General features: G+C 35.7%; 16 protein-coding genes. 8 read left to right on the top strand and 8 right to left on the bottom strand.

The annotated features are described in order from the left end of the window. The first annotated feature begins 113 nt into the window (after positions 1 to 113). The 6 genes from A9G25_RS08005 to A9G25_RS08030 all read left to right on the top strand — a co-directional run bounded on the left by A9G25_RS08005 (position 114) and on the right by A9G25_RS08030 (position 3,437). On the top strand, positions 114 to 488 hold the full coding sequence (locus A9G25_RS08005; protein WP_065626486.1) for a DUF956 family protein: 375 nt from the start codon (positions 114 to 116) through the stop codon (positions 486 to 488). A 245-nt stretch (positions 489 to 733) separates the two neighbouring features. Continuing rightward, a complete protein-coding gene (rpsP, locus tag A9G25_RS08010) occupies positions 734 to 982 on the top strand; it encodes a 30S ribosomal protein S16 (RefSeq protein ID WP_065626487.1) in 249 nt (82 codons plus the stop codon). 27 nt (positions 983 to 1,009) lie between these two features. Next, a complete protein-coding gene (rimM, locus tag A9G25_RS08015) occupies positions 1,010 to 1,537 on the top strand; it encodes a ribosome maturation factor RimM (RefSeq protein ID WP_065626488.1) in 528 nt (175 codons plus the stop codon). Between the two features lie 16 nt (positions 1,538 to 1,553). After that, entirely contained in the window at positions 1,554 to 2,306 is a 753-nt protein-coding gene (gene trmD / locus A9G25_RS08020) for a tRNA (guanosine(37)-N1)-methyltransferase TrmD (protein WP_065626489.1), read from the top strand. 31 nt (positions 2,307 to 2,337) lie between these two features. After that, positions 2,338 to 2,688: a 50S ribosomal protein L19 gene (gene rplS / locus A9G25_RS08025; protein WP_065626490.1), complete on the top strand. Its 351-nt coding sequence runs from the start codon at positions 2,338 to 2,340 to the stop codon at positions 2,686 to 2,688. A gap of 146 nt (positions 2,689 to 2,834) precedes the next feature. Beyond that, positions 2,835 to 3,437: a MarC family protein gene (locus A9G25_RS08030; protein WP_065626491.1), complete on the top strand. Its 603-nt coding sequence runs from the start codon at positions 2,835 to 2,837 to the stop codon at positions 3,435 to 3,437. Between the two features lie 177 nt (positions 3,438 to 3,614). On the opposite strand, the gene A9G25_RS08035 is transcribed toward A9G25_RS08030, so the two are convergent. From A9G25_RS08035 to lysA, 4 genes are read right to left on the bottom strand one after another with little or no spacing between them, the layout of a single operon-like run. Beyond that, positions 3,615 to 5,021: an amino acid permease gene (locus A9G25_RS08035; protein WP_065626492.1), complete on the bottom strand. Its 1,407-nt coding sequence runs from the start codon at positions 5,019 to 5,021 to the stop codon at positions 3,615 to 3,617. A 53-nt stretch (positions 5,022 to 5,074) separates the two neighbouring features. After that, positions 5,075 to 6,181 (bottom strand): alanine/ornithine racemase family PLP-dependent enzyme, encoded by a 1,107-nt coding sequence (locus tag A9G25_RS08040; RefSeq protein ID WP_065626493.1) that lies wholly within the window; start codon positions 6,179 to 6,181, stop codon positions 5,075 to 5,077. A gap of 25 nt (positions 6,182 to 6,206) precedes the next feature. Continuing rightward, positions 6,207 to 7,613 (bottom strand): APC family permease, encoded by a 1,407-nt coding sequence (locus A9G25_RS08045; protein WP_065626494.1) that lies wholly within the window; start codon positions 7,611 to 7,613, stop codon positions 6,207 to 6,209. A gap of 52 nt (positions 7,614 to 7,665) precedes the next feature. Beyond that, positions 7,666 to 9,063, bottom strand: coding sequence for a diaminopimelate decarboxylase (gene lysA / locus A9G25_RS08050; RefSeq protein WP_065626495.1), 1,398 nt, complete (start codon positions 9,061 to 9,063; stop codon positions 7,666 to 7,668). 249 nt (positions 9,064 to 9,312) lie between these two features. Between lysA and A9G25_RS08055 the strand changes: the two genes are divergently transcribed. After that, the gene (locus A9G25_RS08055) at positions 9,313 to 10,749 is read left to right on the top strand and encodes a sigma 54-interacting transcriptional regulator (protein ID WP_141675057.1); all 1,437 of its coding nucleotides are present in this window, start codon (positions 9,313 to 9,315) and stop codon (positions 10,747 to 10,749) included. Here A9G25_RS08055 and A9G25_RS08060 read toward each other — a convergent pair. The 4 genes from A9G25_RS08060 to A9G25_RS08075 all read right to left on the bottom strand — a co-directional run bounded on the left by A9G25_RS08060 (position 10,742) and on the right by A9G25_RS08075 (position 14,605). After that, positions 10,742 to 11,923, bottom strand: a complete 1,182-nt coding sequence (locus A9G25_RS08060; RefSeq protein WP_034913757.1) for an NAD(P)/FAD-dependent oxidoreductase — start codon at positions 11,921 to 11,923, stop codon at positions 10,742 to 10,744. The genes A9G25_RS08055 and A9G25_RS08060 overlap by 8 nt on opposite strands. Before the next feature lie 528 nt (positions 11,924 to 12,451). Continuing rightward, positions 12,452 to 13,069, bottom strand: a complete 618-nt coding sequence (locus A9G25_RS08065; protein WP_034915183.1) for an MFS transporter — start codon at positions 13,067 to 13,069, stop codon at positions 12,452 to 12,454. Positions 13,070 to 13,079: 10 nt separating this feature from the next. Further along, on the bottom strand, positions 13,080 to 14,057 hold the full coding sequence (locus A9G25_RS08070) for a spermidine synthase (RefSeq protein WP_176701102.1): 978 nt from the start codon (positions 14,055 to 14,057) through the stop codon (positions 13,080 to 13,082). Between the two features lie 32 nt (positions 14,058 to 14,089). After that, positions 14,090 to 14,605, bottom strand: a complete 516-nt coding sequence (locus A9G25_RS08075; protein WP_065626498.1) for a hypothetical protein — start codon at positions 14,603 to 14,605, stop codon at positions 14,090 to 14,092. A 257-nt stretch (positions 14,606 to 14,862) separates the two neighbouring features. Here A9G25_RS08075 and gltB point away from each other — a divergent pair, with 257 nt between their 5' ends. Beyond that, entirely contained in the window at positions 14,863 to 19,320 is a 4,458-nt protein-coding gene (gene gltB / locus A9G25_RS08080; protein WP_065626499.1) for a glutamate synthase large subunit, read from the top strand. Positions 19,321 to 19,331: the final 11 nt, after the last annotated feature.

A 19,331-nucleotide genomic window follows, 5' to 3' on the forward strand; every position in this document is an offset into this window, starting at 1 on the left:
TTATGTATCACTATTTTATTATATCTTTCGATAAAACTATTGTTTTTAACTTTATTTGACCTTTAAAAATAATGGTTTAATTTATAAAACTACCAATTTATTTATGGATAATAATGGTTCAATCATTAAATACTAAATTAGACTTAACCATTCAAGCAACGGCTTTTGTTGGTTTTACAGAATATGGCAATATTATGATAGGCGACAAAGCCTTTGAGTTCTACCACAAACATGACCCTCGTAAATATATACAAATACCTTGGGACGAAGTAGACTACGTTGTCGCATCTGTGTTATGGGGCGGTAGATGGATTCCTCGCTATTCAATTCAAACCAAAAAAAATGGAACTTTCACCTTTGCATCTAAAGACCCCAAAAAGGTATTAAAAGCCATTCAAGTTTATGTTGACGGACAAAAAATGGTTCGCTCACTGGGCTTTTTTGATGTTTTAAAACGTTTTTTTTTTCGAAAAAATAAAAAGAAATAGCATTATAATAACCCTCCATAAATAAAATGGACTATTTTTAGTGCTTTTTGTGACACTAAAATTAAATAAACCATAACGGTATTACTTTTTCTATTCTTTTTTGCAAGTTAGCTTAAACAAACAACGTAGAATCACATCAACAACAATCAGCCATTGCACTTTTTACTAGAAAGAGTATAATTCTGGGGCTTAGATTTTGTCCATGTTGGGCAAAAAAAGATTATTTTTTAACTTAAGAGGATGTTATGGTAACTATTCGTTTAGCTCGCGGTGGCTCTAAAAAGCGCCCTTTTTATCAAGTAGTTGTCACTGATAGCCGTAATCCACGTGATGGTCGTTTTATTGAGCGCATTGGCTTTTTTAATCCAATTGCACAAGGTAAAGCAGAAGAATTACGTTTAGATCTTGATCGCGTAAATCACTGGGTTGGTTTAGGTGCAACTGTTTCTGATCGTGTTAATTCACTGATCAAACAAGCAAAAAAAGCGGCTTAATTAAGTCGTAAACATTGACTGTAATAGATGAATACTGAGAATCTAATCGTTGTTGGAAAACTTGGCTCAAGCTACGGTATTCGTGGTTGGCTCAGGATTTTTTCATTTACAGAATTTCCAGATAGTATTTTTGATTATACTCCTTGGTATATCCAGCATGCTGGACAATGGCAAGAAATAATCGTAGAAAGCTTTAAACCTCATAATCAAGACATGATTGTGAAACTCAAAGGCATTGATGATCGAGATCAAGCTAATGCACTAACTAATGCTGAAGTATTTGTTGATGCAGAAAAATTACCCGCACTTAGCAATGGTGACTTTTATTGGAAGGATCTCATTGGTTGCCGAGTTAAAACAGTTAATGGTTATGACTTAGGACTAGTGACTGATTTAATGGAAACCGGATCTAATGATGTATTAGTGGTTAAAGCAAATCTAAAAGATGCATTTGGCGCAACAGAACGTTTAATCCCTTTTGTTGAAGATCAATTTATTAAACAAGTTGATTTAAAAACAAAAATGGTTTTAGTCGATTGGGATCCTGCTTTTTAATTGGTAAGGTAAAACTATGTGGATTGGCGTAATTAGCCTTTTTCCCGAAATGTTTCAAGCCATTACCTGTTATGGCGTAACTGGTCGAGCCGTTAAAAACGGGCTGTTAACAGTAGAATATTGGAACCCTCGCGATTTTGCGCATGATAAGCATAAGACTATCGATGATAGGCCTTATGGTGGTGGTCCAGGCATGTTAATGATGGTACAACCACTTAAAGATGCAATTCATGCAGCAAAAACAGTGGCAGGTAACAATACAAAAGTAATCTATCTTTCCCCACAAGGGCGCAAATTAGACCAACAAGGAGTTTGCGAATTGTCACAAAATCAAAATTTAATTTTGATTTGTGGACGATACGAAGGCATAGATGAACGCGTTATTCAAACCGAAATTGACGAAGAATGGTCAATCGGTGACTACGTGTTAAGTGGTGGTGAAATACCGGCAATGACCGTGATTGACGCATTAGCAAGGTTTATTCCCGGCGTGCTAAATCACCAATCATCGGCAAAAGAAGACTCTTTTGCTAACGGTTTACTTGATTGTCCACACTATACTCGACCTGAGGTGTTAGATGGAATGGCGGTGCCTGATGTGTTAATGTCTGGTCACCATGAAGCGATTCGTCGTTGGCGATTAAAACAATCACTAGGACGAACTTGGTTAAGAAGAGAAGATCTTCTTGCAAATCTAGCTCTGACTGATGAAGAGCAATGTTTACTCGCTGAATTCAAACAAGAATACAGTAACAAACTAAGCAATTAATATTTCAGTATAACTAGTAAGAGATAATATTATGAAAAATGCAATTATTCAGCAATTAGAACAAGAACAAATGAAAAAAGACATCCCGGCTTTTCGCCCTGGTGACACGGTTGAAGTAAAAGTATGGGTTGTTGAAGGTAACAAAAAACGTCTTCAAGCTTATGAAGGTGTTGTTATTGGTATTCGTAATCGTGGTTTGCACTCTGCATTTACAGTACGTAAGATTTCGAATGGTGAAGGTGTTGAACGAGTATTCCAAACTCACTCACCAATTGTTGATTCAATTACTGTGAAACGTCGTGGTCAAGTACGTCAGGCTAAACTATACTACTTACGCGAACTTCGTGGTAAAGCTGCTCGTATTAAAGAGCGACTTAATTAATTTTTTATTGTTTATCAATAAAAATATCAGATTAGGATGGTCACCTTCGTGGTGACCGTTTTTATATATAACAAAAAATTTCAACCTAACAATTATCGTTGGTAAATTAACGTAGTTTTTAAAATAATGAATATAAAAGGTGGGCTATGATTGACTATATTTTTGCAATTTTATCCACAACAGTAAAATTATTTGCATTAATGACACCACCTGCTGTCTTAAGCGCATTTTTAAGTGGTACAAAACAATATGATGAAGAACTTAAACGTAAGACCGCACTCAAAACATCTTGTGCGGTTTTCATCATTGGCATTGTACTATTCTTTTTTGGTAATACCATGTTTAGTGTTTTTGGCTTTACGCTTGATGCATTTCGAATTGGCTCAGGGGCCTTACTATTTATTACTGCTGTTTCACTCATGAATGATTCGCCTGAAAAAAACAAAATTAACAGTGATGACGATATCAGTGTAGTGCCCCTTGCAATCCCACTATGTATGGGACCTGCATCCATTGGTACTATTATTGTGATGGGGACAAGCTCAGTAGGATTTGCAGCCAATATGATCGGTGCTGTCTCTTTATTTATTGCTTCTTCTGGAATTTATGCAATGCTTTTATGTGCAAAAAGAATTGCCAAGGTATTAAAAAATACAGGGATTGCAATTTTATCAAAACTAACAGGACTGCTCATATCAGCAATTGCTGCACAAGTCGTTTTTACGGGTGTATCAGCTTTTCTAAAATGACTTGTATCAGAAAGGATTTCATCAAGATTATACCAAACAAACTCACTTAACTTAGTGCCTTAAAATAAATATAAATCACAAATAGTAAAAACATTAATAATCTGATTTAAAAAATTAAATGTAATCACCTAAACCGATTGATTAGGTGATTACAAACAAATTAATAAAACAATAAAATTAATCTAACGTATTTATTATTAAAGAATTTCGTTTCTTATAGAAAAAGTAAGAAACTAAAATAATTATTACTAAAACAACTTCTGATAATAAAATAAAATACCCTGACTCTCCAAACCAAACACCAATAATAATAACAATATTAACAATAATGGAAACCCCTGCAAGCCAAGGAAATAATGGTGATTTAAACTTTATCATCTCTTGGGGATATTTTCCGCTATTTACTCCCTTACGGAACTGATATTGACACCAAGCAATAATAATCCATGCAAAACATCCCACTTGCCCTGTTCCCGCTACTAAATAAATATACAATTTTTCAGCGGCAATATATTTCGAAAATAGTGAAACTAGCGCAATAATTGCAATAAATAAAATACCTTTTGTAGGCACACCTCGCCTATTTACATCTGAAAAATATTGAGGAGCAAGCTGATCTTGAGCCATAGACCACAGCATTCTTGAACTGGCATAAATTGCAGAATTAGCAGCCGATATTGCCGCACAAAAAATAACAAAAAGCATTAAATACGAAGCTATTGAAATTCCTGCTTTATTAAACACCCATACAAATGGGCTAATTTCAGAATGAACCGTTCCATATGGATAAACAAGGGCTAAAACAGCAATAGCCAGAACATAAAATAGAATAATGCGAAAAGCAACACCTGTAATAATTTTGGGTAACACAGACTGTGGAGATTGCGCCTCACCAGCTGCACTACCAATTAATTCGACGCCCTGAAAGGAATAGGTCACGATAGTCATACAAACCAATATGGCTAAGAAACCATTAGGAAACCACCCTTTTTCAGTTTTAAATGTTGGTAAGATATGCATTTCATTATATTGGTGATTAAGTAAATAAATTCCCACCCCAATAAATGCAATAATCGCAAGAACCTTAATAGTTGAAAACCAATACTCACTTTCTCCAAATGCACGAACAGAGGTTAAATGCACTGAGGTAAGAATAATTAGAATTAACAGACTAAAAAGATAAATAGGAATCGAAGGGAAGGTTTGGTGAGCAATCATTGAAGCAGCGGTTAAATCTGCCGCCATGGATAATACCCAACTAAGCCAATACAACCAACCGATGGTATAACTCCAAATCGGATTGGGTATAAACATCAACGCATAGTGTTGAAATGAACCTGCATGAGGAAATGCACAAGAAAGTTCACCTAAACATAACATTGTTGAAAGCATTATGCTTCCTGCCATTAAATAAGCAATAATTGTTCCTAATGGACCAACTGTGCTAAGTGGAGCTGCAATACCAATAAATAATCCAGTACCAATTGATCCACCTAATGAAATCATCAATAAATGACGATTTTTTAGGTTTTTCTTTAAATTACTACTGGGATAAGGGTTTTCTTGTGATTCAGATGTTGTCATATAAACCGCCTAATAATCAATAAAAACTGCTGGTTTCCCAGCAGCTAACACAATTAATAAATAAACCGTTTTTCTACACCATTTGTTTGGCAAGCCATAAGTAAGGCAGTGTAATCAAGTTCAAAACCAATAACATCGCCAACACGAAGTGTTTGAGTAACATCTTCAATATCAACAATAGTATGATCACTTGTTTGCCCTAAAACAGTAATCTTATCATTGATAGGCACGCAGCTTTCTGCTGGTACATCTTGCCGTCCAAAGGCAAGAAGTGCTCGTTTGCGTATACCGTTATCAACAAACGTTTTACTGTTTAAAAATGCATCCACACCTAACTCACCGACAGGAACCGTTGGCTTGCTATTGAGCTCAATAACTTGTGCGTATAATTTATACAAATCACTGCACGCTTTATCAACAGGCTTGCTTGAATGATGAAATTCATCCAGATATTTCATATCTACATACTCAATACCAAACTCATGCAATCCACCTATTCTTAAGTGATTCAACTCTTCAGGCCAAATACCTTTATCTAATAGGTGGTAGCTTGTACAATTACCTGCCGATAAATATTTAATTTTAATATTACAAGACTCTTCTACTTTACGCGCAATATGTAAAAAGTCCACTCCATTTTTTACTGTTGGTAAAACAGTACCATAGCAGTTGAAATTGGTGCCAAGCCCATAGAGCTCAACACCCGGTAAAGAAAGAATTAATTTGACCGTATCAATAATTTCATCAATATGTTCAAACCAAATACCTTCTCGTAAATCCCCCATATCAACCATTAATAAAACTTGATGAACTTTTTGTTGTTTAACGGCCTCATCAGAAAGTGCCTGAATTACTGCTTTTTCGCTGTTTAAGCTAATATCAGCATATCTAACAACATCACTAATTTCACTTAAACAAGGACTACGTAATAAGCAGGTTTTACAACCTAAAACATCTTTTAATTTCTTTAAATTGTATGTTCTTGATTCAGCAATCACATCAATACCGCCTTCAAGTACTGCTTTGGCCGTTTCAACACAACCATCAAAAACTTTATTAACCGCCATAACCTCAATGCCGTGTTTAGCTAATAGATCTTTTTCAACACGAGCATTATTTCTTAATTTGCGTAAATCAATTTCTAATATAGGTTTGTACATAACTTTACTCCTCTATATATTATTACTAATGCAAACGGTTACGTTTTTGGGCTCGATAATAAATCCATTCAGCTAAACCAATGGCAAGTACTGCACCACCAACAATTTTAGCAATATATTCGACATACCCCCCCATATCTATTTGCGCAGGTGGAATAAACACTAATACCACAGCAAATAGAGTAGATAAGAAACCAAGTGCTGGTAGCACAATTGGCAACACCTTACCCGGAATTTTAAAACTACGAGCAACATCTGGTTGAGTAATACGTAAACGATAATATGCAATAAACATCACTAAGTACGGAATAAAGTAACAAATTGTTGTTAACGCTGTTAACATCCAATATGCTGCAGCAATACTTGGTGACACAAAAGTTGAAAAACAAAGTACTGTAACAATAATGGCTTGAATAATTAACGCAAAGGCTGGCGTTTTATATACTGGATGTAAACGACCAATGCGTTCTCCAAGCAAATTATCTTCTTTTGATGCTTCTTGTAGCATATAAATCGGACCAACTAACCATGAGTTTATTTGTCCTAATGCACCAAAAAACAAACAAATTGCCATTACTGGTAATAACCAAGGCATATGTAATTCTTTAGCTGCGGCTTCCATTGCTTGCATAACACCCGCTACGATATCAGTATCGGCTGCTGGTAATAAAGTATTAATAGCCCATGAACCGACCATATAAATACCAACAATTACCACTGCTGAAACCAACATTGCTTTTGGAAAGTCTCGTTGTGGATCTCGTGTACGCCCTGCAATCATTGGAGCCACCTCAAGACCAGCAAATGCGAACATCATGCTAGATAGAAAAACAATAGTATCCCAACTACTTAAATCAGGTAACCAATCACTAACATGACTATAGCTTGTAGCCATAGGATGCCCTGTGAATAACCATACAACAGCTAATAGCACAATAATAGCGGCTGGAATAAATACACCAAACCATGCACTCACACTATTAATAATCTTAGTCCATTGCATCCCTTTAATATTCATCAGTGTTAAAATCCAGAATACCACCATAGAGCCAACACCAATAAATACTTGATTTTGAGCTAGCTCAGCACTAAACATATACCCAATTGCAGTAAAACCAAATTGCAACATTAACGGGAAGAAAAGAACGCAAGAGAACAAAAAGCAAACAACAACTATCCAACCAATACGTTTACCAAATGCTTCTTTTACCCAAACAAAAATTCCACCATCTTTTGGCCAACCGGTTGAAAGTTCGCCACAAACCATAGCTAATGGGAAGAAAAGACAAAATGCAGCAAGTAACCAAAGTACCATTGCAGACGCTCCATAAGGAGCAACATTTGGAATTTGACGCAAACTTAGTATTGCAATGACATTCATAAAAACAATGTCTTTAATACCAAGTAAACTTGAATCTTTAGAATCACTCATAATAACCTCACTTTATCATAACTGGAGCATCAAATGCTCCAGATATTGATGATTAATATATGTCGTATCCAACCATATCTTCGTAAGTGTCCTCACGGCGAATCAATCTATCCTTGCCTTCTTTATCTATCATTACAACAGAAGTACGAGGACGATTGTTATAAACAGTTTGGCTTTCGATGGTATAAGCACCAGCATCAAGGAAAGCAACAATATCACCGATTTGAGTGTTTTTTGGCATTAAGAATTCTTCACCTTTAACACCAACATGGAAATAGTCACCACCATCACATAAAGGACCAGCCAATTTGATGTACTCATCATGTGTTTCATTGATTTTTGAAGCATTATAAACATAGAAGAACCAATCAAAATGTTGACTATCAGATAGCACACTATAACCAGCATCAACAAATTTCCACTCAACATGCTCTTCAATATTGCCATCTAAATCATAATTGGTTTTACGTTTTTCACAGGCAACTTCAGTTACAAGCACACCTGCTGAGCCTGTTACTTTACGACCTGGCTCAATACAGATTTCAACATCAGTGCGCCATTTGTGTACTTCACTAATAACAGCATCAGCAAAATCTTGTGCAGTAATACCTGCATACATATTATCTTCTAATGGATTACCATTTTCTTCATCATATTTATAAGGAACAGGGATCCCCCCACCTACGTTGATTAAATCAAATTTAATACCAAGCACTTCTTCTAAGCGACGTGATTCATCAACTAAAACTTTCGTAGCTTTAGCAAAAGGCTCTGATTCTGGAACCTGATCACCAACGTGCATATGTAAACCGCGCAGATGAACATATGGCATTTCTAAAATACGACGACATGTTTCTTCTGCTTGTTCTAAATCGATACCTGATTTAGCATGATAAGCAGTGACTAATTCTGCGTGAGTTGCTGACGGAACATTTGGTTCAACACGCACACAAACATTTGCTACCTTTTTCAAACGCCTTGAAATCTCATCAATAATATCAAGCTCATATAAGCTATCTACGTTGATAATATAAAGATCATTTTGAATAGCAAACTCTAAATCCACTGGTTTTTTAACAACACCATTAAACACAATTTGGCTACCAGGGAAACCGATATCTAAACATTTACGCACTTCAAACATTGAGTTCGCTTCGGCGTAAATACCCGCATCTTTAATCGCTTTAAGCACCCCCATTACTGAACAAGTTTTTGATGCATAGAAAATTTTTGTTTTTGGATGAGCTTTAAATGCCTCTTTAATTTCTTGCACATTACGATCAATTTCCTTTTCAGAAAACACATAAAAAGGCGTTGGATATTTTTTGGCTAACTCTTCTAAATTAACACCATCAAAACATAGTTTGCCACTTTGAGCGCTAAAACGACGATCTTTAGTTACAAGATCAGTGCGTATTTTGTTATAATTTGACATAATTTTGTCGGACATATAGCCTCCAGTAAATGATTACATAAAAAATAAGTAAAATGGCTTCTCACTTGTTTTGCAATCAGCATGCCAACTTTAAAAACAAAAATAATCAATACATTAACAAATAAAGCGCAAGTAAAAATTTAGTCATTTAATATAAAATCCATTTTTATGACAAAAATTTGTCATTTTTATATGATAATTAACAGGCGTTTAAATTAAACAAAGCTAAATATAACAAATCACCCTAGTTCAAAAGGCACGAATATCATGACAATCGACCCTGAATTATTACAATCATTGGAAATATTTAAACATTTTTTTGATTTAATCCATCAACCAATGGCGATTATTGATAAAGAAGGCAAATATGTTTATTACAATCAGGAAAGTGCTGAACTTGATGGTTACCCTATAGAACAAGCTATAGGAAAACCAATGCTTAAAGTTTATCCCAAGATGCGAAAAGAAGACAGTACAATGTTGCAAGCCCTACAACATGGGAAAGAATATCAAAACAATTACCAAAGCTATTATAACCATGTAGGTAAACTTGTTGATTATATGCACACAACAGTTCCTCTTTATAACAAAAATCAAAAAATTATCGGCGCAATAGAAATAGGTCGAAATTTATCTACTGTTAGGCAATTGCAAGACCAAGTATTCAAGCTCAATAGCAAGTTATATCAAAATAAAGAACAACCATTACCAGAAATTGTTTTTGTATCAAAAACAATGCAAGAGATTATCGATCAAACTAACATCTTGGGAGCAAATGATGTTCCAGTATTAATAGTTGGCGAAACAGGAACAGGTAAAGAGCTATTTGCTCGTTTAATCCACCAAACAAGCCAACGCCGTGACAAAGCATTTATCTCGCTCAACTGTAGTGCGCTACCAACCACACTGATTGAAAGTACCCTATTTGGTACGGTCAAAGGCGCATTTACGGGTGCTGAAAACCGACAAGGTTATTTAGAACTAGCTAACGGAGGCACATTATTCCTTGATGAATTAAATGCTATGCCTCTTGAAATGCAAAGTAAATTATTACGATTCTTACAAGAAAAAACCTACTGGCAATTAGGTGGTAATAAAGAAATACATTCAGATGTTCGTATTGTTGCTGCCATGAATGAACCACCTACAGAACTATTAAAAACAGGAAAAATGAGAAGCGATCTATTTTTTCGCTTAAACGTTGGTTTAATAAAACTCCCCGCTTTGCGCGACAGAACAGAAGACATTCCAGTGTTAGCACGCTATTTTATTGATAAACATAAAAACGACGTCAATGTCGTAATTAGTGGTATCAGTGAACATGCACTACAACAATTAATATCAGCCCCTTGGCCCGGTAATGTCCGTATGCTTGAAAATACAATTGTCAGAAGTATGGTATTACAAAACGAACCGGGTGAATTACAGAATATTGTCCTTGATGAAGATCTATTCGATCTTAATAGTTCATCTTCTCAAAACGATGATATCAATAAACCAGAAAATTTATCTATCAACACATCTACTGATGAAAACAACTTAATTGAACAAGTTGAAAACTATGAACGACAACTCATCATTAACGCATTAAATCAAGCCAACGGCAAAATTATAACGGCGGCAAAACTATTAAACATTTCACGCACAACGTTACAATACAAAGTAAAAAAATACCATATTCAAATGGGCGTAATTAATTAAACGATCGAGCACAAGCAAATGCACTACTCCATGCCCATTGAAAATTATAGCCACCTAACCAGCCTGACACATCGACAACCTCACCAATAAAATAGAGGTTGGGGTGTGTTTTAACTGCCATAGTTTTGGAAGACAACGCATCAGTACTTATACCACCAAGAGTCACCTCCGCAGTACGATAACCCTCAGTCCCATTTGGAGTAATATGCCAATGTGTTAAAGCATTATACAAGTCTTGCTGTTGTTTGGGATTAAGTTGCTTAACTATTATATCGTTTATCAAATTGAGTTGTATTAACACCTCAACAAGCCTTTTAGGTAAAACCTGTGCTAAACAATTTTTTATAGTTTGATTACGATTCTGCTCTAATAATGGTTTAAACGATGATTCGAATGTGAAATCAGGTAATAAATTAATAGTAATTGACTCTCCAGCCTGCCAATAGCTTGATATTTGCAAAATAGCTGGTCCTGAAATTCCTCGATGAGTAAATAATAGATTCTCCTTAAAACTAACTCTTTCATTAGAAACTTCAACAGCAACAGCAATACCTGACAAGGTTGATAATATATCAAGTAAAGGTTTATGTAACGTGAACGGTACTAATCCTGCTTTGACTGGTATCACTGGAATAGCCAATTTTTCGGCAATTTTATAGCCAATTGAGGTCATGCCAAGGGCAGGCATCGATAAGCCTCCCGTAGCAATAATAAGATTATCACTATCAATAATGCCTTGAGAAGTATGTAATTTAAATCCTATTTTATCACTGCTAATATCTTCAACCTGAGTCTGCATCATAAAATGAACATGCCCTTTTTGACACTCGTTTAATAGCATATCAACAATATCTTGTGCTGAATTATCACAAAATAATTGCCCATGATCTTTTTCATGGTAAGCAATACCATACTGATTTACTAATTGAATAAAGTCCCACTGAGTAAATTGTTTCAAAGCTGATTTACAAAAATGAGGATTGCAAGAAATATAATTACTAGGTTCAACCATTAAATTAGTAAAATTACATTTACCACCACCAGACATTAGAATTTTGCGTCCTAACTTTTTACCATTATCAATCACAGTAACATCATACCCCTTTTGCCCCAGTAAACCTGCGCAAAAAAGCCCAGCGGCACCAGCACCCACAATCGTAATTTTAGTTTGCATGATTAATAGATCAAAAATAAAAGATAACAAATAAAAGATAACAAATTATAACAGTATACAATTGTCACTCATAGTTATAGGATAATAACAGCAGATTTTATACTCAAACACATAGTTACCTGAAACTTTTTAACAAAAAAGAAAAAGAATTTATATCTCATTTTTTAAAACCAAATTTGAAAACAACTCCCTAACTTATAAAAAAATAAATCATAAAGGTAAATATTACTATTAGCTTTATTAATAACATTTATATAACTTATTAAAATATCGACTTATAAATAATATTTGTTAAGCCAACATTCTTTTTATTTTTCATTCAATTATAAAGGTATGGTTATGCAATTTTTATAAAAGGAGGGTAAATATATCAAAATAATCTTTATTACTTATTTAAACTTAATTAGTAGTAAAAAGCTTGTATTGTTGAAATAATTAACTAATTGATTTTAATAATATATTGATAAACCAGCGACAACTATCACCGATTTATCATTTTTAATATCTTTATAGTATTATTCTATCTTCTTATCCGCTCTTTTTTATTCGCATTTTATTAAAAAATAGATAAGCAGATATAGCAACAACAAAATTTCCTAGTGCAGCAAATATCGTTACAACATTAAGAGCAAAATAGTTAAATAAAATAAATCCTGTCAAAATTGCACCAATTGCCGCACCAAAAGTATTAATCGCATAAAGGTGTCCAGTTGTTTGACCAATATTTTTCCAAAACTGTGCTATATAAGTAATTAAAATTGGAAGTGTTGCTCCCATCAAAAGGGCTGGAATAAGCACCAATAAGAAATTAACAATTGCAACAACAATTAAATTGTAAACAATAAAGATATCACCGACGAATAAAATAAGTTGATAACTAATTATTCCAAATAAACCAATTCCAAATTCACTAAAACAAAAAAACTGTAGTGCTTTATTTGGGTATTTATCAACAATTTTCCCTCCTCCAAGAGCACCTAAACCAAGTCCTAACATAAATGCCGATACAATGATTGCCACAGAATCAACATCAGAACCAAAAGCCGAATAAAGAGCTCGTTGCCAAGCAACTTGATAAGTTAAGCCACTCATTCCAGAAATAAAAAATAGCGTGCTTAATAGTAGTGATTGTTTCTTACTTAACATAAAAGCGTCCTTAATTATTTCTCAAAAAACCATATTTATATTCAGTTATCATATTACTATCGGTAATAATTTCCGTATCTCGTCCTAAGTTATAAAGCTTTTCAACTTCATCTAGACTTAACAGTTTGGTTGCTAATGTTTTTTGGTAAGCACCGTTTTTAACTTGTTTAGACGCTTCATTAAACAATGGTTTGCCATCTAAAACCAACTTATCAAGGCGATTTTTAGCAACATTGTCATCGATGTTAATCTCTGAATCCGAGGCATAAATAAAGCCCATAGTGCCCCAATAAGCATGTTTAAATACCGATTGTGCCGTTTTTAATGTATCTAGCGAACGAGTACTATTAAATGCCAAAATACCATTAGGATTTAATGAATTATGTAATATATTCATCATCTCTTGCGATAATAGATTGGTTATTCCTGAACGCCAATGGTAAGTAGTATTCATGATAATTAAATCATATTTTTTATCACTATTTCGTTTAAGCCAACGTCGACCGTCATCAATATAGATATTAATTCTATGATCATCTAGTATTGGAGAAACAACTGGGTATTGTTTAATAATATCCAAGTAACCTTTATTAATTTCAATGGCGTCAATCGTTTCTAATGTAGGAAAACTTGATAAAGCACGCGTCCAAGCCCCACCACTAACACCAATAACCAGCGCTTTTTTAGGATTTGGATGAATTGCCGCTAATAGATAAAGCCGATTTAAGTCATTTATATCATTATCTGGATCTATATTTAAAATACCATCATACATTCGGTTTCCTAATACAATATTTTTCCTTCCATCCTTATTGTCATTGGCGATATGAATTACACCATAGCGATTTTCAATATAAGAACTGATAGATATGTCTTGTCCTAGGCTATCTCTGAAAATATAATCAGTGTGTTTATCGACTAAACAAAAGCAACCTATACCAAGTATAGCAAAGGCAGAAACAGAAACTGCCGATTTTTTAGTTATCATCAAGCCACCTGATAAGATACAAACAATACCTATTAGAATAAACATTGATGAAATAGAAATATAACAAGGAGAACACCACCAATTAATAAACTCCCCAGTGTTGAGCCAATAATATTAAAGAAATAGACTTTAGAAACTGAAGCACCAACTTTTCCATTGGCTATATTCGTCCCTAAATGGTGCACAATTGGAAATAGTATTGCCTTTAAAGCTGCAACGACAAATATTAAAATACAACATATCAGTACACATTCAATTAAACTATTTGGTTGATTTATGCTTTGAATAATGAATGGAATCAATATATCAATAAAACCAGCAAAAATTAAAACCATTCCTCCGACCAATTGTAGGTTCGAATAGCGTGTACAAATTGCTTTACCTAGATTTGCACCAAAAGCAATACCTAATAGAAAAAAGAACAGTACAAGTGCAAAAGCATAGGGAGCACCACCTAACATAAAGCTAACGATTCTAAACCATAGCATTTCTTGACCTAAGCTCATCAATCCAACTAAAAGCGAAATGCACCAAGCAAAATATTTCATAATGATTTTCCTACTCATTAATTAATATATAATTAATTGCTAATATTTTAGACGAACATTTATTTTACATCAAATCAACCTAGGTATAAACGTAATACAAACCACCATTAGTTTTATTAATAATGCTATATTTGGAAGATTGACTTATAAATAATATTTATTTGACCAAAAACTAATTTTTGATTAACTTCACACGCAATATGGAATTAAAGCCTATTCCTTCTTAAATTATAAAACGATGAATTAGAGGCAATGATATGTTATATAACCAGCATCATGAAAAAGATAACTGTGGATTTGGTTTAATTGCTCACATTGAAGGGCAACCAAGTCATAAAGTGGTGCGTACTGCAATTCACGGACTTGCCAGAATGCAACACCGTGGTGCCATTTTATCAGACGGTAAAACTGGCGATGGTTGTGGTCTTTTATTACAAAAACCTGATCGATTTTTTAGATTAGTGGCACAGGATGCGGGCTGGCGATTAGCGGCTAATTACGCCGTTGGTATGTTGTTTTTGAGCCAAGACGAAAAAGAAGCTCAAATTAGCCGTGATATTGTCGAAGAAGAATTAGCCAATGAAACCTTATCCATTCTAGGTTGGCGTGAAGTACCAATTGATAAAAGTGTGCTTGGTGAAATTGCCCTATCATCATTACCTAAAATTGAACAAGTCTTTGTTAATGCGCCCGCTGGATGGACTAAAATTGATTTAGAACGCCGTCTATACATGGTGCGCCGTCGAATTGAAAAACGAGTACAAGACGATACATTTTACGTTTGTAGCTTCTCAAATCAGGTCAATATCTATAAAGGCTTATGTATGCCTAAAGATTTACCGCGATTCTATCTAGATTTGGCTGACATCCGAATGGAAACAGCAATTTGTTTATTCCATCAACGTTTTTCAACCAATACTGTTCCTCGCTGGCCATTAGCGCAACCTTTTCGACATTTAGCTCATAATGGTGAAATCAATACTATTGAAGGTAATAGACAATGGGCTCAAGCACGTTCCTATAAATTTAAAACGCCACTCATTCCGGACTTACAAGATGCGGCACCTTTTGTTAATGTCACTGGTTCTGATTCAAGTTCATTAGATAACATGCTTGAATTATTTCTTGTAGGAGGAATGGATATTGTACGAGCCATGCGCTTATTGGTTCCACCTGCATGGCAAAATAATCCTGACATGAACGAAGATCTGCGTGCTTTTTTCGACTTCAACTCAATGCATATGGAACCTTGGGATGGTCCTGCCGGTATTGTAATGTCTGACGGTCGTTATGCCGCATGTAACTTAGACCGTAACGGATTACGTCCTGCACGTTATGTAATAACGACAGACAAACTCATTACCTGTGCATCCGAAATCGGTATTTGGGATTATCAACCTGACGAAGTCGTCACTAAAGGACGCGTTGGTCCAGGTGAATTGCTAGTTATAGACACTGAAGAAGGTCGCATTTTACAATCGTCTGAAACAGACAACGATTTACAAAAACGTCATCCATATAAAGAATGGATGGAAAAAAATGTTAAAAGACTGATCCCTTTTGAAAACCTACCTGATGATCACATTGGCTCTCGATATTATGACGATATCTTGCTAGCAGCTTATCAAAAACAATTTGGTTATAGTGCTGAAGAGCTAGACCAATGTATTCGAGTGTTAGGTGAAAACGGTCAAGAAGCCACCGGCTCAATGGGCGATGACACACCATTTGCGGTACTATCAACAAGGCCTCGCTCTATTTATGATTATTTCCGTCAAAAATTTGCTCAGGTAACAAATCCGCCTATCGACCCACTACGCGAATCACACGTTATGTCACTTTCAACCAGTATTGGTCGTGAAATGAACGTGTTTGCCGAAGCAGAAGGTCAGGCGCATCGTGTTGCGTTCAAATCCCCTGTTTTGGTCTATTCAGATTTTAAACAATTAACAGCATTAGAATCACGTTATTACAAATCAGAAGCCTTAGATATCACTTATGAAATCGATGGTAGCCTGCGCGATGCCATTGAACAATTATGTGGTGATGCTGAAGCAAAAGTTCGCAATGGCACGGTATTATTGATTTTATCAGATAAAAATATAGCACCTGATCGCTTACCAATTCCTGCGCCTATGGCAGTTGGAGCTGTTCAGCAACGCTTAGTTGAAAAAAACTTACGTTGCGATGCTAATATCATTGTCGAAACCGCAAGCTGCCGTGACCCACATCAATTTGCGGTACTTCTTGGTTTTGGTGCAACCGCAATTTACCCTTATTTAGCCTACGAAATCTTAGGCCAAATGGTCGATAATAGCACAATAAACAAATCTTACCGTGAAACCATTCTTAATTACCGCAATGGAATTAACAAAGGCTTATATAAAATCATGTCAAAAATGGGCATTTCAACTGTCGCCTCTTACCGCTGTTCAAAACTATTTGAAGCAGTTGGCTTAAATAAAGAGGTTGTTGAACTTTGTTTCCAAGGGGTTACTAACCATATTAATGGTGCGAATTTTGATGATTTTGCACAAGACCAATTTAACTTATCGAAAAGTGCATGGCTGAAAAGAAAACCATTAGAACAAGGTGGATTACTTAAATATGTTCATGGTGGTGAATATCATGCTTATAATCCTGATGTAGTACAGTCACTACAAAAAGCTGTCAATAATGGCAATTATGAAGATTACAAACGCTATGCCGATATCGTCAACAACCGCCCTATTGCCACCTTGCGTGATTTATTAAAGCTCAATCCACCTGAAAACGCAGCTATTCCACTTGATCAAGTCGAACCAGAAGAATCACTGTTCAAACGCTTTGACTCGGCAGCCATGTCAATTGGTGCGCTAAGCCCTGAAGCACATGAATCCCTTGCCGAAGCAATGAACACGCTCGGTGGTTTTTCAAATTCAGGCGAAGGAGGTGAAGATCCAGCTCGCTACAACACCATAAAAGTATCACGCATAAAACAAGTTGCATCAGGTCGTTTTGGTGTAACACCAAGTTACTTAATGAGTGCCGATGTTATTCAAATCAAAGTAGCACAAGGAGCAAAACCGGGGGAAGGTGGTCAGTTACCTGGCGACAAAGTCACACCATATATTGCTAAATTGCGTTTTTCTGTACCGGGTGTCACACTTATTTCACCACCACCTCATCACGACATTTACTCGATTGAGGATTTGGCACAATTAATATTTGACCTAAAACAGATTAACCCTAATGCCATGATTTCGGTTAAATTAGTATCAGAGCCAGGCGTTGGCACAATCGCAACTGGAGTTGCTAAAGCCTATGCCGACTTAATTACCATTTCAGGCTATGATGGTGGAACAGGCGCCAGCCCATTAACTTCAGTCAAATATGCTGGTTCTCCTTGGGAATTAGGGTTGGTTGAAACTCAGCAATCATTAGTCGCCAATGGGTTACGTCACAAAATACGTTTACAAGTAGACGGTGGTTTAAAAACGGGCACTGATATTGTCAAAGCAGCTATTTTAGGTGCTGAGAGTTTTGGATTTGGAACAGGACCAATGGTTGCCTTAGGTTGTAAATATCTGCGTATTTGCCACCTTAATAACTGTGCAACGGGTGTTGCAACGCAAGACGAAAAACTGCGTAGCGAACATTATCATGGCCTGCCAGAAAAGGCGATAAACTATTTCCGCTTTATTGCACGTAACACGCGAGAAATTATGTCCGAGCTAGGTGTCAGTCGTATCGTCGATTTGATAGGACGCACCGATCTGTTATTAGAACTTGATGGCATCACAGCAAAACAACAAAAACTTGACCTATCAGGACTGCTCGAAACAGCAAAACCTATTGATGGCAAACCAGTTTATTGTATTGAAGACAATAAACCATTTGATAAAGGTGTGCTAAATAAAGAGATCATCACACAAGCACAACAATTTGTTGATAATCGCCAAAGCCAAAGCCTCTATTTTGATATACAAAATACTGATCGCTCTGTGGGTACTAGTTTATCTGGCTATATTGCCAAAAAATATGGTGACCAAGGTCTTGTTGCTGATCCTATTTCGCTTAACTTTAACGGCACTGCGGGTCAAAGTTTTGGTGTTTGGAACGCTGGAGGTGTGGACTTAACACTCACAGGCGATGCCAATGATTATGTTGGTAAAGGCATGGCTGGCGGTCGTATTGTGATTCGACCACCGCAAGGCTCAGCATTTTTAAGCCATGAAGCAACCATTGCCGGTAATACCTGCTTATATGGTGCAACTGGAGGAAAACTCTTTGCCGCTGGACGTGCTGGAGAACGATTTGCGGTACGTAATTCTGGTGCAATAACTGTTGTTGAAGGCATTGGAGACAATGGCTGTGAATATATGACAGGCGGTATTGTCTGCGTATTAGGCAAAACAGGAGTTAACTTTGGTGCAGGTATGACAGGTGGTTTTGCTTATATTTTAGATGAAGATAGTGATTTCCATAAACGCATAAATAAAGAGTTAGTGGAACTATTGTATGTTGCTGATTACTCAATTCACGAAGAACATTTACGTGGTTTAATAATGGAGCACGCTCAACTTACCCATTCATCACGTGCGGAAGAAATTTTGGCTAATTGGGATGATTATTCAAAACAATTTGTATTAGTCAAACCAAAATCAAGTGATGTAACAGCGCTACTTGGGCACCGCAGTCGCTCATCAGCAGAACTACGCATTCAAGCACAGTAAGGAGAACACGA

The sequence above is a fragment of the Gilliamella sp. Bif1-4 genome (genome assembly GCF_001690535.1).
Classification (GTDB): Bacteria; Pseudomonadota; Gammaproteobacteria; order Enterobacterales; family Orbaceae; genus Gilliamella; species Gilliamella bombi.